Source organism: Superficieibacter electus (genome assembly GCF_002915575.1).
GTDB classification, from domain to species: domain Bacteria; phylum Pseudomonadota; class Gammaproteobacteria; order Enterobacterales; family Enterobacteriaceae; genus Superficieibacter; species Superficieibacter electus.
Genome location: NZ_PQGD01000003.1, coordinates 261,344 through 276,997, shown reverse-complemented (window position 1 = coordinate 276,997; position 15,654 = coordinate 261,344). Strand labels below are relative to the sequence as shown.

The 15,654-nt window shown below is 55.7% G+C and carries 11 protein-coding genes; 10 read left to right on the top strand and 1 reads right to left on the bottom strand.

Annotated features, from left to right (window positions below; genetic code table 11):
* The first annotated feature begins 7 nt into the window (after nt 1-7).
* From CHU32_RS05225 to CHU32_RS05180, 10 genes are all read left to right on the top strand, one after another.
* A complete protein-coding gene (locus CHU32_RS05225; protein WP_103674723.1) occupies nt 8-535 on the top strand; it encodes a cupin in 528 nt (175 codons plus the stop codon).
* A 175-nt stretch (nt 536-710) separates the two neighbouring features.
* Nucleotides 711-1,697, top strand: a complete 987-nt coding sequence (locus CHU32_RS05220) for an ABC transporter permease (RefSeq protein WP_103674722.1) — start codon at nt 711-713, stop codon at nt 1,695-1,697.
* Nucleotides 1,690-2,598: an ABC transporter permease gene (locus CHU32_RS05215; protein WP_103674721.1), complete on the top strand. Its 909-nt coding sequence runs from the start codon at nt 1,690-1,692 to the stop codon at nt 2,596-2,598. Before CHU32_RS05220 ends, CHU32_RS05215 begins: the two co-directional genes overlap by 8 nt.
* Nucleotides 2,586-4,352, top strand: a complete 1,767-nt coding sequence (locus tag CHU32_RS05210; RefSeq protein WP_245880182.1) for an ABC transporter ATP-binding protein — start codon at nt 2,586-2,588, stop codon at nt 4,350-4,352. Before CHU32_RS05215 ends, CHU32_RS05210 begins: the two co-directional genes overlap by 13 nt.
* A 1-nt stretch (nt 4,353) precedes the next feature.
* Entirely contained in the window at nt 4,354-5,706 is a 1,353-nt protein-coding gene (locus CHU32_RS05205) for an MmgE/PrpD family protein (protein WP_103674719.1), read from the top strand.
* 161 nt (nt 5,707-5,867) lie between these two features.
* A complete protein-coding gene (locus tag CHU32_RS05200) occupies nt 5,868-7,502 on the top strand; it encodes an ABC transporter substrate-binding protein (RefSeq protein WP_176691616.1) in 1,635 nt (544 codons plus the stop codon).
* Nucleotides 7,503-7,587: 85 nt separating this feature from the next.
* Complete coding sequence (locus CHU32_RS05195) at nt 7,588-9,687, top strand: hydantoinase/oxoprolinase family protein (RefSeq protein ID WP_103750796.1); 2,100 nt, start codon at nt 7,588-7,590, stop codon at nt 9,685-9,687.
* The gene (locus CHU32_RS05190; RefSeq protein ID WP_103750795.1) at nt 9,684-11,339 is read left to right on the top strand and encodes a hydantoinase B/oxoprolinase family protein; all 1,656 of its coding nucleotides are present in this window, start codon (nt 9,684-9,686) and stop codon (nt 11,337-11,339) included. Before CHU32_RS05195 ends, CHU32_RS05190 begins: the two co-directional genes overlap by 4 nt.
* Nucleotides 11,340-11,418: 79 nt before the next feature.
* On the top strand, nt 11,419-12,471 hold the full coding sequence (locus CHU32_RS05185; protein ID WP_103674715.1) for a porin: 1,053 nt from the start codon (nt 11,419-11,421) through the stop codon (nt 12,469-12,471).
* A gap of 48 nt (nt 12,472-12,519) precedes the next feature.
* On the top strand, nt 12,520-14,832 hold the full coding sequence (locus tag CHU32_RS05180; RefSeq protein ID WP_103674714.1) for a molybdopterin-dependent oxidoreductase: 2,313 nt from the start codon (nt 12,520-12,522) through the stop codon (nt 14,830-14,832).
* A gap of 14 nt (nt 14,833-14,846) precedes the next feature.
* On the opposite strand, the gene CHU32_RS05175 is transcribed toward CHU32_RS05180, so the two are convergent.
* Complete coding sequence (locus tag CHU32_RS05175; RefSeq protein WP_245880181.1) at nt 14,847-15,473, bottom strand: GntR family transcriptional regulator; 627 nt, start codon at nt 15,471-15,473, stop codon at nt 14,847-14,849.
* Between the last annotated feature and the right edge of the window lie 181 nt (nt 15,474-15,654).

Below are 15,654 nucleotides of genomic sequence, written 5' to 3'. Positions count from 1 at the left end.
AATAGCGATGCCCGCCCATCCTCATCAGACCGTTTTACCGCAAACCCAGCATTTTGTTGCCCATGAATGGGTACCCAATCATCCGCATCTGACCGTGCTGATTTATCAGCGTGTCGTCACAGAGGGGGATATTGCTCGCCAGTTCGAACAGCGATTTGCGGCCAACGGCTGGCCGCCCCAGTGGCGCGACGGTATTTTTGATTATCATCATTATCACTCTACTGCCCATGAAGTGCTCGGCATCGCCGCCGGTACAGCGCGGCTACTGCTGGGCGGACCGGGAGGAAAAGAATTTGATGTACGAAAAGGCGACGTTATTTTGCTGCCCGCAGGTACCGGGCACCGGCGGTTATCGGCCTCGGATGATTTCCTTGTCGTCGGGGCCTATGCACCGGGGCAGGAGCCTGATTTGTGCAAAGAAGCCCCTGACGCCGCGATGCTTGCCCGCATCGCCTCGTTGCCGTTTCCCGGGAGCGATCCGGTAAATGGTAAAACACATCCGCTGACTGAATATTGGCAAAACGCAGAAAAATAAATGCCAGCTGCTTTTCTGAAATAAGACTTTTCTTTGCTGATTTTGGCATTTCAGCATTACTGTATACATTGGTATTCTTTCCCGGTTTCTGTTGCATTGCAACCTGGTGGCTTCAGTTGAATATCGCATCATGCGATCTGAAGCCGCTATTTCATGAGCCGGAGCGTTACTGCCTATGTTAAATCTGATAATCAAACGCCTGTTGCAGGCATGCCTGGTGATTTGGTTAATGGCAACGCTGGTGTTTTTTGCGCTACATGTCATTGGTAGCCCGGTTGATATTTTATTATCCCCCGATGCCACTGAGCGGGACAGGCAGCAACTGATCGCGGAGCTTGGTCTTAATCTTCCGCTTTGGCAGCAGTATGGTCTTTTTTTACAGGGCCTCCTGCACGGCGACTTAGGCCGCAGTTATGTCTTTAATCAGCCGGCCTTAACGCTTATTCTGCAACGTTTTCCGGCCACGCTGGAACTGGCGATAAGTGCGACAGTGCTGGCTATTGTTATTGCGCTTCCCCTCGGACTTTATGCGGGGCTTAAACCTGATAGCTGGCTGTCAAAAACCATTATGGCGGGCAGTATTCTGGGGTTTTCACTGCCCACGTTCTGGGCCGGATTACTGTTGATTATGTTTTTTTCAGTCGGTCTGGGATGGTTGCCCAGCGGTGGGCGTGGCGAGATGAAAACATTCCTCGGCATTCAATGGTCTTTTATGACCGTCGATGGCTTACGTCATCTTATATTACCTGCCATTAACCTGGCCTTATTTAAAACTTCGCTTTTATTACGTCTTACCCGTGCGGGTGTACGGGAAGAAATGTCGGCGAATTATATGCGACTGGCCAAAGCGCGGGGGCTATCGGGCCTGCGGATCACCTTTGTTCACCTCTTAAAAAATATTGTGATCCCGCTTATTACTATCGTGGGAATGGAGTTTGGTTCGGTGATCTCCTTTTCCGTGGTGACCGAGACAATATTTGCCTGGCCCGGGATGGGTAAATTGATTATTGACAGTATTAATATGCTCGACCGGCCGGTTATTGTCGCGTACCTGATGATCATCGTCACGATTATCGTAGTCATTAATCTCGTCGTCGATATTTTGTCATCGCTGCTTAATCCACGGATCAGAATGAACACAGGAGCCAACGCGCATGGCTGAGGCAAATGTGGTACTTCCATCAACGCCGTCGCGCACGCCCGGCATACGATATTTTTTGCGGCTTTACGCACGGTCAAAAAGCGCGCTATTTGCCGCGCTGCTGATGGCGTTGATTATTGTTATCGCCTTTGCCGCGCCGCTGCTGGCCCCGCAGAATCCCTACGACCTACAGCAGCTCAGCATCATTGACGGCCAACTGGCCCCCGGAGCACAGAGTAGCGCTGGTTTTATTTTTTGGTTGGGCAGCGACGACCAGGGACGAGACATGCTATCGGCAATCATGTACGGGTTGCGTATTTCGCTGGGCGTCGGTTTTATTTCTGTGGTGTGCGCGGCGATTATCGGTGGGTCGCTGGGCCTGCTGGCGGCTTATCGCGGCGGCAAAACCGATGCACTGATTATGCGGCTGGTGGATTTACAGCTCTCGTTTCCGGCCATTCTGGTGGCGCTCATGTTATTGGCGTTTCTGGGTAAAGGCATTGGCAATGTGGTGCTCGCACTGGTGATCGTCGAGTGGGCGACCTACGCCCGGACCACACGCAGCACGGCACTGGTCGAGAGTAAGAAAGGTTACATTGAGGCTGTGCTCTGCCTCGGTCTGCCTTTACATCGCATTCTTTTTCGCCATCTTTTACCGCAGTGCCTGCCGCCGCTGATTGTCATTTCTACCGTACAGGTGGCGCGGGCGATTGCGCTGGAAGCGACGCTGTCTTTTCTGGGCTTAGGCGTACCGGTGACCGAACCGAGTCTCGGCCTGCTTATTGCCAATGGCTATCAATATATGTTGTCGGGTGAATACTGGATCTGCTTCTACCCAGGCATTGCACTGATGATCACCATTGTCGCCCTCAATATGGCCGGGGATCGCCTGCGGGATGTGCTTAATCCATGGACACGATAAATGATTTAGCCCCGACGGGGAGAGGCATTATGACGCCGGTTCTGCAAGTCGATAATCTCTGTGTAGACATTCAGTCTGACAGCCAGTGGCGGTCTGTTGTGCGCCAGGTTTCTTTTGTCCTGGAGGCAGGCAAGACGCTGGCGCTGGTTGGCGAGTCTGGATCGGGGAAAAGCGTGACGGCGGCGGCGATCATGCGTTTGTTGCCTGAACATAATACCCGTATTACTGGCAGCGTAACGCTGAACGGGCAGGCGCTATTACCGCTGAGTGAAAAACAGATGCGCGCCGTGCGCGGTGGTGATATCGGCATCGTTTTTCAGGAAGATTGCCTGAACCCGGTTTTTACCATTGGTTATCAGTTAAGCGAGCATTTGATTCAGCATCAGCAGATGCGCCGCCGCGAGGCACGACAGGAAGCCATCGGCCTGTTAAAGAAAGTGCGGATACCCGCCGCTGAAAAACGGATGCAGGATTATCCGCATCAGCTTTCCGGAGGAATGCGCCAGCGGGTGATGATTGCTCTGGCGCTGGCAGGACGTCCGAAGGTGCTGATTGCCGACGAGCCTACCACCGCGCTGGATGTCACCATCCAGGCGCAAATTATGGCATTGCTGAGGCAATTGCAGCGTGAAGAGGGAATGGCAATTCTGTTTATCACTCATGATATGGGCGTGGTCGCTGAAATGGCCGACCGCACGCTGGTGATGCAGGCAGGAGAGGTGAAAGAGATGAATGCCACCGCCGATCTGTTTGCGCATCCCCGTCATGACTACACCGCGCGGCTGCTTGCGGCCGCCCGCCATCTTATCCATCCGCCCGCCTTGCCCGCCGTGGCGGAGCCGCTGCTGGAAGTTGAAGGCCTGACCTGCCGTTTTAACCTCCGCGCGGGTGTGCTGGGGCGAGTGACGCAGCGTATTCATGCGGTGGAGCAGATTTCCTTGCAGCTCAATCGCGGCGAGACGCTGGCCCTGGTGGGGGAATCGGGTAGCGGCAAATCCACGCTGGGCCGAACGCTGGTGGGGCTGGTTGCGCCCCAGGCGGGGCGCGTACGCCTGAATGGTGAAGAAATCCTCGCAGCGGGACGTCCGCTACGCACTGACCTGGCGCGCCGTGTGCAGATGATCTTCCAGGACCCATGGTCCAGCCTCAATCCGCGGATGACCATCGGTGAGGCCATTGCCGAACCGTGGGTCTATCATCATCCGGGTGAACGGCGACAGGCGCGTGACCGGGTGGCAGAACTCCTGCACCTGGTGGGACTTACGCCGGAGATGGCATCGCGGTATCCCAATCAATTTTCAGGCGGCCAGCGCCAGCGCATCTGCATTGCGCGGGCGCTGATGCTGGAACCCGACGTGATCATTGCTGACGAATCGGTTTCCGCCCTGGATGCGCTGGTGAAAATGCAGGTTATGCAGCTCCTGAGCGAGCTACAGCAGAAATTTGGCACGGCTTTTTTGTTTATTTCTCATGATATGTCGGTCGTCAGACAGTTCAGCCACCGCGTCGCCGTGATGCAACGCGGCGTGATAGTCGAAGCGGGGCGCAATGAGGATATTTTTCACCGGGCGCAACATTCCTACACCCGGCGTTTACTTGGTGCAGTACCGGTCGCCGATCCGGCGCGGCGCAACAGGACGCCAGAACTGGATAACAGCGAAATCGCCCACGCCATTATGCCAGTCAATACCGTGATCCCGCCGTTAGTCTACCGTCAGGTAGCGGCGGAACATCAGGTGGTGGTGAACTGCTGATATGGTCAGAATGCTTACCCGCGAATTTGGCGATATGATTGCCAGCGCCAGCCAGAGACCGATTAGCGATGCAGCACTGGATTATGCCAGGCGCGATCTGATCGATACGATTGCTGTGATGCTGGCCGGACGAAACGATGATACCGTCGTCAGGCTGGTACAAACGCAGCGCCTGCTGGCAGATGGCACGCCGCCGGATATTCTTGCCCTCGCGCTTCAGGCGGGGACTGCCGCGCATATACTGGACTATGACAACGTTGCGCTGGGCGGGCATCCGGGTGCGACGCTGATCCCGGCATTGCTGGCGCTGGCAAAGCGCTTTCCGCTGTCAGGACGTGCGTTACTGATGGCCTGGGCCACGGGGTACGAAATCTGGGGCGAACTACGTCGACGCCACCCGGTACTGGCTCATGCGGCGGGTTGGCATCCCAGTGGTTTAATCGGTCCTGTGGCAGCTGCCGCAGCCTGTGCGTCGGCGCTTGCACTGAATACGGATCAGGCCCGGCATGCGCTGGCGATTGCTGCCTCGCAAAGCGCGGGACTGATGGCGAATTTCGGCACGCCGGTTAAAGCGTTGCATCTTGGTTTTGCCGCCAAAGCAGGGGTGTTTTCCGCATTGCTGGCACGTCAGGGTATTACGGGCAATGACGCTATTCTGGAGCAGGATAACGGCTGGCTGAATACCTGGTCGCCGCATCATCCCGCAGACAGAACGACGGCCCTGGCATTGGGGCAGCAGGACTGGTTACTGGCGCGTCAGCCTACAGCGATCAAATATTATCCGCTATGTTATGCCGCCCACCGGATTGTGGATGCCGCCTGCCAGCTTCATCCGCTGGTGGCGTCGCGCACGGCGGATATTGTGCGTATTCGCCTGACGACCAGCCAGCGCCATAGCGATATTTTGCGCTTTCGTGAGCCACAAGACCGCACGCAGAGTGGCTTTAGTCTGGAGTTTGCGGCGGCAAGCGCGCTTGTTGATGGCGAAATCACGCTGTATTCCTTGCAGCAAGAACGGCGTGCACGTGCACAGGTGAAGCTCCTTATGGCTTGCTGTGAACGCATCGCCAGTGCAAAGGCCGATCCCGAGCGAGAAGGTTTCGCATTGCATGACCAGATCGAGATTGTGTTTCGACAAGGTGACACGCTTTGCAGTCCGCCGATACGCTATGCCACCGGCGATCCGCGAGTGCCATTAACTGCGCAACAGCGGCGTAAAAAATTTGATGATTGCCTGCGCTGGGGCGGCATATCAGAAAATATCACTGGCTTGTGGCATACATTACAGAATATTGAACAGGTACCCTGCATTGGTGAAATGGCTATTTATCATTTGTTAGAGTGTGACCAATAATAGTTATTCAATATTAAATATATCCATAGTGATATTGTTTATTAAAATAAAACTGCGCCATGGTTTATTCTGTCGCAGGTACGGAAAATGCACTTTCGGTTTTTAGCATAAAACAAGTTAATAAATATAATTTATCCAAAATTAATCACCAGGAGACAGTCATGGGTATTAACAGAAGACAATTTCTCTTCCGTACTGGCGCGCTGGCAGCAGCGTCGTTTATTCCTCTCGCGGTCAGCTGGCCAGTGACGGGCTGGGCTGCCCAGTCAGCGGATAGCCTGGTATTGGGGTTCAGCAATGAGCCATCTTCGCTCGATCCGCATTGGCATATTGTCAGTGCCAATGCGGCATTAACGACCTATTTATTTGACCGTCTGGTAAAGTCTGATAATACACAGCGCCCGCGGCCAGGATTAGCGAAATCCTGGAAAGTGATTGATGATACGACCTGGGAATTTGAATTACAGCCAAACGTGAAGTTTCATAACGGTGAGCCATTAACTGTCGATGATGTTATTTTTTCTTTTGACCGCGCCAGCCATATTGTTGGATCACCCTTCGCGTTACGAACCTATTTGCATGATAAAACCGTTGTCAAAATCAGCGATAGCGTATTCAGAATAAAAACCGCGGCCCCCAATCCAATCGTGCCTAACGAACTGGCAACAGTGGCGATTATTAGCCGCAGCGCCGCAAAGGCGACCACCGCAGATTATAACAGCGGCAAGGCTGTGAATGGTACGGGGCCGTATAAGTTGGTTAACTACATTCCCGGCAACCGTATTGTCCTCACCCGTAATGAGAACTACTGGAGTGACAAGCCACAATGGAAAGAGATCACCATTCGGCCCATTAGCGCAGACGGTGCGCGCGTGGCAGCACTGCTGTCAGGCGATGTCAATGTCATTGAAAAAGTGGCACCCACCGATATTGCCCGTCTGAAATCCAATGGCGCGATTAACCTGACCCGCAGCGTGACCAATAGGGCGATTTTTCTCAGCTTCGATCACGGGCGCAAGCGTTCGCCGTTTATTCGCGATAATGCGGGTCAGCCGATAGATAATCCGCTGCTGGATTTGCGGGTCCGCCAGGCATTTCAACTGGCGATTGATACCCAACTGATCGTCAGGCACATTCTGACCGACGCCGCGGAAGTTGCCAGCCAGCTAGTACCGCAGGGTATTTTCGGCCATAGCAATGCTATTAAACCCGTGCGCGCAGATCCGCAAAAAGCCAAAGCGCTGCTTACTGCTGCCGGGTATCCGCAGGGCTTTCGCATTACGCTGCATTCACCAAACGATCGGTTTATTCGTGACAGTGCCGTGGCGCAGGCCGTCGCGCAAATGCTATCGCGAGTGGGTATCAAAACCGAGGTCGAGACCATGCCCAGCAGCGTATTCTACAAGCGTGTGACCGGCGATGCTAACGGCAGCGACTTCAGCTTCTTTCTCGTCGGCTACGGCAGCGCCACCGGAGAATCATCCTCACCCCTGCGTTCGCTGCTGCACACCATCGACAAAGAGAAGGGGTTCGGCTCCAGCAACCGCTCTTTCTACAGCAATAAAAAAGTGGATGCGCTTATCGAGCAGGGCCTGATTACCCTCGACGATTCAAAACGTGAAGCGCTTTTTTCCTCTGCCATTGAACTGGCTATCGCGGATGTGGCGCTGCTGCCGCTTTACCATCCCATCAACGTCTGGGGACTGCGTAAACCGCTGGTCTATCCGGGGCGCAGCGATGAACAAACTATCGCCATGGATATCGGCACGACTGGCAGTGTGGAATCGCAAAAATGAAACATTGGCCAAACGGGCGCACTGTTAATCCGCTGTACCAGTCTGCTGTCAGCAACTCATTAAGTTTATAAAACGGAAACCGGTTATGTCACAACGAGGAACCCGAATAGCTGTCGATATCGGCGGTACCTTTACCGATATTGTCTTGCAGCGCGCCGACGGCACGCTGGTGTCCGCCAAACGACTGACGACGCACGGTGCGCCAGAAGAGGCGGTCTTGCAGGGTATTGACGAACTGCTACATGAAACGGCGACGTCAGCCGCTCAGGTCAGCGCCATTGTGCATGGCACAACCCTTGCCACCAATGCGCTGATTGAGCGTAAAGGGGCCAAAACGGCGTTAATTACTACCGCAGGCTTTCGCGATACGCTGGAAATCGCCCATGAACATCGCTTTGATGTTTCAGATCTTTATATGCAACGCCCGCAGCCGCTGGTTCCGCGTGAGCGGCGATTCGAAGTGGCTGAGCGGCTGGCTGCCGACGGTAGCGTATTGAAACCGCTGGATCACCAGTCGCTTGCGGCGCTGCTGCCGCAACTGGATGCGCAGGAGATCACCTCCGTCGCGATTGGATTTCTGCACAGTTATGTTAACGGCGATCACGAGCTTCAGGCGGCGGCATTTCTCCGTCAGGCGCGGCCTGAGCTGGCGATTACTCTGTCGCATGAGGTATGCCCGGAGATCCGTGAGTATGAGCGGATTTCCACCGCCTGCGCCAATGCTTACGTCCAGCCGGTCATCGCCCGCTATCTGCAACGGCTGGATCGCGGGTTACGCCTGCGCGGTATCGCAGGTCAGACCCTGCTGATGATGTCAAATGGCGGTCTGACTTCGCTTGAACAGGCCTGCCGCTTTCCGGTGCTGCTGGTGGAATCCGGCCCGGCGGGTGGGGCTGTTTTTGCCGCGCATATTGCCCGTGAAGCGGGGATCGCACAAGCCGTTGCTTTTGATATGGGCGGTACCACGGCAAAAGTGGTGTTTATTGATAATGGCGTTCCGCAATACGGTCGTGAGCTTGAGGTGGCACGAGCGTATCGCTTTCTGAAAGGCAGCGGTATGCCGCTGCGTATTCCGGTAGTCGATATGGTCGAAATCGGCGCGGGTGGCGGTTCGCTGGCGAAGCGTAATGCACTGGGACTGATCGATGTCGGCCCTGAAAGCAGCGGCTCGGAGCCTGGCCCCGCCTGTTACGGGCGTGGCGGTGAATTACCGGCAATCACCGATGCCGATCTGTTGCTGGGCAAAATAGAGACATCACGCTTTGCTGGCGGCAAGATCGCGCTGTCGAAGGCCAATGCCGTGCGTGCGCTGCAAACCCATCTTAGCGATGAGAGCGATGATGAGGGGCAGCAGGCCGCGATGGCGATGGTTGAAGTGGTTGATGAGAATATGGCCAATGCCGCGCGGGTTCATGCGACTGACCGGGGGCTAACTCTGGAAGGGAGGACGCTGATTGCCTTTGGCGGCGCGGCACCGATGCATGCGGCGCGTGTCGCGCAAAAAATGGGCATTACGCAAATTATTGTGCCCAAAGGCGCGGGCGTCGGCTCGGCCCATGGTTTTCTGCTCGCGCCGCTGGCCTGCGAAGTCGTGAAAACACACCTTCTGGCACTGAATAGCTTTGATGCTCAGCAGGTAAATGCCATTTTTGACCAGTTATATCAGCAGGCAAAAGCCACACTGGCGGTCAGTCCTCAGCAGGATGCCGCACTGCATCAGGAACACACGGTTTACATGCGTTATCAGGGACAGGGGCATGAAATTCCGGTGCGGTTAAGCGGAAAAATACGCTATGAGGAGCGCGATGTGGCCTGGCTTACCGCTCGCTTTGAAGAAGAATACGCCCGTCATTTTCACCGCATTATTCCCGGGATGCAGGTGGAGTGCCTGACCTGGGGTTTGAGGCTTAGCCTCCACACCCCGGTCCAACCGCTCCCCGCCGCGCTGGTGCAGGAAGTTTACACGCCTGAGCCGCAGCACGAGCAGAGGCTGGTCGACCTCGCCACGCTTACCGCACAGCCCGCGGGCGTTTTCCGGCGTGAAGATTTACGCCCCGGCGCACGCTTACAGGGGCCGGCAATTATCGCGGAAAGTGAAACCAATACTGTTGTGCCGCAGGGCTTCAGCGTCAGTGTAAGCCGCGATCAGCATCTGATTTTGCATGCCAACCGGGAGGGAAAATGAGCGCCACTATTTCCGATATACAGTTACAGGTTATCTGGAGCCGCCTGATTGCGGCGGTAGAAGAGCAGGCGCGGAGCCTTATCCGTGCCGGTTTTAGTACGTCGACCCGTGAGGCGGGAGATGTGTCCGCCGGGGTCTTTTCCCGCGACGGTGACATGCTGGCCCAGGCGGTGACCGGCACCCCGGGCCATGTGAATTCGATGGCCCGCTCGGTGAAACATTTTTTGGCTGCTTTTCCGCTGGACTCGCTGGCGCAGGGCGATGTACTGATTACTAATGATCCGTGGAAAGCGACCGGCCATCTGTCTGATATTTCGGTAGTGACACCGGTGTTTCGTCACGGTCGCGCGGTGGCGCTCTTCGCCTGTACGACCCACGTTGTGGATATCGGCGGCAATGGGCCGTCGCCGGAATCGCGTCAGGTGTTTGGTGAGGGGCTATTTATTCCCATCATGAAGCTCGCTTCGGGCGGAGTAGTGAACGAAAGTCTGCTACACATTATTCGCGCTAACGTCAGGGAGCCGGTACAGGTTGAAGGCGATATTTTCGCCCTGATGGCCTGTAATGATGTGGGCAATCGCCGTCTGCAAAAAGTGATGGACGAGTACGCACTGGATGATTTTACCGGGGTCGGCGCGCGTATCCTCGACTTTAGCCAGCGGGCGATGATGGCCGCTATCAGCCGCTTGCCGCACGGCACCTGGCGCAACAGTATGCGCGTTGACGGCTATGAACAGCCCATCGACCTGATGGCCGCAGTCACCATCAACGACAGTGGTATTCACATTGATATGGAAGGCACCTCCGGGCCGTCGCGCTTTGGCATCAACTGCCCGCTGTGCTACACCGAAGCCTACGCGGCGTTTGGCGTGAAGAGCCTGATCGCCCCCGCGCTGCCGAATAATGCGGCGACGCTGGGGTGCATTACGCTAACGGCACCTGAAGACTGTATTGCGAACGCCCACTGGCCACGCCCGGTGGTGGCCCGCTCGCTGGTCGGCATGTTTTTGCCGGACCTTATTTTCGGCTGCCTGCGCCAGATCCTCGCCGATAAAACCCCGGCGGAAAGTACCGGCAGCCTGTGGAATGTAAGGCTGGCCGCGCCTGCCTCCGCATGGGGTAAAGCCTATATGACGACCAGCTTTCACAGCGGCGGTGCGGGAGCCAGGCCGCAGAGCGACGGGCTTTCCGCGACGCCGTTTCCTTCGGGCGTTAAAAACGTGCCGGTGGAAATCACTGAAGCCATGACCAGCGTGGTGGTGTGGGAGAAATCCCTGCTTCAGGATTCCGGCGGCGCGGGACAATTTCGCGGCGGGCTGGGGCAAAAAATGGTGATCGGTAATCGCTTTCCTGTGCCGCTGGCACTCTATGCGCGCTTTGACCGGGTTAATCATCCCGCACGCGGCAGCGAAGGTGGGCTGCCAGGGCGTACCGGGCGACTTTATCTGGCCTCGGGTCAGGCGCTCAACCCTAAAGGTATCCAGGAAATTCCCATCGATGACCGACTGGTGCTGGAGATGCCCGGTGGTGGCGGCTGGGGAAAACCGCAGCAACGGGCAGAAAACGATATTCTTGCCGATGTTGCCGCCGGGTATATCAGTAAGACGCAGGCTATCGCCGTTTATGGCATTGACGCGCAGCGCCTGAAATAACGTTATTAACGATGTTAGTACATTGGTTCATTCGGGTGAATGGACTGATGATTTTATTATCTTCACTCTGGGAAACGTAATGAAAAAAATAATTCTTATGGCATTATTTGTTAGCGCCTCCGCAAGCCATGCGGCGGAAATTTTTAATAAGGATAAAAATAAGCTGGATTTATACGGCAGCGTCAGGGCCAGGCATTATTTCAGCGATAGCGACAGCGTTGATGGCGACGCCTCTTATGTCAGGTTGGGATTTAAAGGTCAGAGTCAGATTAACGATAGCCTGACCGGATTCGGCCAGTGGGAATATAATTTCCAGGCCAATAACTCTGAGGGTAGCGATGCGCAGGATGGCAATAAAACGCGCCTGGCGTTTGCCGGTCTCAAGTTTAGCCGCTTCGGATCTATCGACTATGGCCGTAACTGGGGGGTGACGTATGACGTGGCATCAATCACCGATAAAGCGCCCATCTTCGATGAGCTTACCTACAGTACCGCGGATAACTTCATGACCGGCCGTTCCACCGGGCTATTGACCTGGCGCAACAGCGATCTTTTTGGTGCCGTTGACGGGCTGGACGTGACGGCCCAGTATCAGGGACGCAATTCAGATCGCTCGGCCACCGCCACCAATGGTGATGGCTACGGCTTCTCGCTGAGTTATGAACTGGTCGATAATCTGACGGTGCTCGGTACGTATAGCACCTCGAAAAGGACGGAGGCCCAGCAGCAGTTGAAATGGGGTGAGGGCGAGCGCGCCGAGATATGGGCCACCGGCATCAAATACGACGACAATGATCTCTATCTCGCTGCGCTGTATTCGAACAGCCATAACCTGAACAAAATTAGTTCGTCAGGCTATGCCAATGAAGCCAATAGTTTTGAAGCTGTCGCCTCTTATCTTTTTTCCTCGGGTATCAAACCGTTTGCAGGCTATTTCCAGTCGCGCGGCGAGGATATTGAAGGCGTAGGTAAGGCGGATATTATTAAGTATGTTGATGTCGCCATCTCATATTTTATTAATAAAAATATGCTGGCCTATGCCGATTATAAAATCAACCTGCTGGATGATGATAATCCACTGGGCGTCAACAGCGATGATAAATTTGGTATCGGGCTGACTTATCAGTTCTGATAAAAGCATACAGGCACAATAACGTAGTATTAATCACAGGGTGGCGGCATGAGCAGTGAAAAAATGCATAGTTCGCATTGGGGAGTCTTTCGCGTGTCGGAAGGGGATCATGACCTGAGCGTTACAGCATGGGGGGATGATCCGGACCCCAGCCCGCTGTTGGGTAATTTTACTGATGCTGCCGACCACCCGGTGCGAATTGGTAAGCCCGCTGTCCGACGCGGCTGGCTTGAGCACGGCCCGGGCCCTGATAATCGCCGTGGCGCAGATGAGTACATTGAGGTTGAATGGGAGCAGGCGCTGGACCTGGCGGCGGCTGAACTGGCACGGGTTAATCGTGTTTTCGGAGCGGAAGCGGTGTTTGGCGGTTCCTACGGCTGGTCAAGCGCAGGCCGCTTTCATCATGCCCAAAGCCAGGTGCATCGCTTTCTGAATACCACCATTGGCGGCTATGTTCGCTCGGTCAACAGTTACAGCTCAGGGGCAGCAGCAGTGATCCTGCCGCATATTATCGGCGAGCTAAACGAAGTGGCGCGGCGCGGCGTGAGCTGGGACGATATTGTGGCCCATACCGATATCATCCTTTCATTCGGGGGGATGGCGCTGAAAAATTCCCAGGTCGCCAGCGGGGGTATTAGTCGTCATACCGAGCGGGAGTCGATGCGCCTGGCCGCCGAAAGAGGGGCCAGATTTATCAATTTCAGCCCGCTGCGCAGCGATATGCCGCCGGAAGCCCGTGCCAGATGGCATGCCATCGCGCCCGGAAGCGATGCGGCGCTGATGCTGGCGCTGATCCATGACATTGTGGTCAACGGTGATGCGGACAAGGCGTTTCTGGAGCGCTACTGCGAGGGCTGGTCGCAGTTTGAAGACTATGTTCTGGGGAAAGCCGACGGACTGGCGAAGACGCCGCAGTGGGCCGCGGGGATTTGTCGCTACCCGGCGCAGGCCATCGCCGCGCTGGCGCGCGAGCTGGCCGAAAAGCGGGTCCTGATAACGGTGTCGCATTCGCTACAGCGGGCGGAACACGGCGAACAGCCGGTATGGCTGGGACTGGCGCTGGCAGCGGTTCTCGGCCAGCCTGGCCTGCCGGGAGGCGGTTACGCCTATGCGCTGGGTGCGATAGGACATTATGGCAAGCACCATAATATCGTCGCCTTCCCGCCGTTCCCGCAGGGCGTTAATCAGGTTAACACCTTTATTCCGGTCGCCAGAGTTGCCGATATGCTGCTTCACCCCGGCGAGCATTATGATTTTAACGGTCAACGGCTGACTTATCCGCATATCCGACTGGCATGGTGGGCGGGTGGCAACCCGTTCCATCACCATCAGGATCTTGGCAGGCTGCGGCGTGCCTTTAGCCAACTGGATACGCTTATCGTCCACGAACCGTTCTGGACGGCCACGGCTCGACATGCCGATATTGTCCTGCCTGCCACCATGACTCTTGAGCGTGACGACGTTGGCGGCACGCCGACCGATCCGCTACTGGTGGCGATGCAAAAAGTGCGGGAGCCGCAGGGTGAGGCGCGGGATGACTATACGATTTTTAGCGCGCTGGCGCGACGTCTTGGCGCGGAACACACCTTTACGCAAGGGCGCAGCAGCCAGCAATGGCTACGCCATCTTTACCGCCAGATGCAGGATAAACTGGGCCAGCACGGTTTGAGTGCTCCTGACTTCGATACTTTCTGGCAGGCCGGATCGCTGCTCTTGCCGCAAACGAAAGATGGCGACCGCCTGTTACGCCATTTCCGCGCTGACCCTGGTGGCGCGCCACTGCCCACGCCCAGCGGCAAAATCGAACTCTTTTCCCGCACCATCGCGGGCTTCGGCTATGCGGATTGCCCCGGGCATCCGGCGTGGCTGGCAGCGAGACAACAACCCGATGCGCATCATCCACTGTGGCTTATCGCCAACCAGCCCGCCACACGACTGCACAGCCAGCTCGACTTTGGTCAGTGGAGTGCAAGCCATAAGCAAAACGAACGCGAAATATGCCAGATTCACCCCTGCGACGCTTCGAAAAGAGCGATACGCAACGGCGATATCGTCAAGATTTTCAATCAGCGGGGAGCATTGCTGGCCTGCGCGCGGATAACAGAAGATATCATGTCGGGTGTGGTTCAGGTGCCCACCGGGGCGTGGTTCGCGCCACTCGAACCGCTGGCCGATAAACCGTTTTGCGTTCACGGTAATCCGAATGTTGTTACATCCGACACCGGCACCTCATCGCTGGCGCAAGGGTGTACCGGACAGATCGCCATTGTTGAGATTGTTAAATTTGACGGACCATTACCAGCGATGAACGCCTTTAAACCGCCGCACCTGACGAAGGGGCTTAACCCCGCGTCAGAGTGAGGGGTATAGGGCGTTTAGTTCTCCTGCTGACTGATAATTGCCAGCCGGGCGCGATAACCGTTGCGGATATGTTGGCAGGCCGCAGCCTGTGCCGCATCGGTATCGCGGCGGGCGAGGGCGTCAACGATGGCCTGATGCTCACATTTCGCCTCCTCCGCGCGATCGGACAACGCATAGGTGGTGCCGCGCAGCAGCGAGAGATGAATACGCAGGTTATCAAGCATTTCATTGAGATAGGGATTGTGCGTGGAGCGATAAATCTGACGATGAAACAAGCGATTATGATCGTGCAGCATTTTACTGTCGGTCAGGGTTTTTTCCGTATCTACCATCCGTTGCAGAAGGGCGATCTCTTCGTCTGACGCGGCAGCGACCGCCAGCTGCATGGCGATGTTTTCCAGCCCTTCACGGACGGCAAAAAGCTGACGCAGGCGGTCATAGCTGATACTGGCGACGATCAGTCCACGGTGCGGTCCTGGTTCAGCTAAACCCAGGGTTTCCAGCCGGTGAAGCGCTTCACGAATCGGCGTCCTGCTCAACCCAAACTGCGCGGCCAGCCGCGTTTCCTGTAAACGTTCGCCGGGTAAGATCTCTCCCCGTTCAATTGCTGCAATCAGTACCTCAAAGGGTGACAGTGTCACCTTATTCTCGCCGGTCTTTAAGTTCATAATAATGTGAGTAATTATCCAGTTTACAGGCTGTTTTCATCGGCAATAGCGGCCGAAAGGATAAGGTCATATTGCCACAACCTGTCAGGTTTTATTGTTCATTTTGTTCTTAGCATAGCTAAAAATCATCTTTTGACCTTTGCGTCCGCGCTGG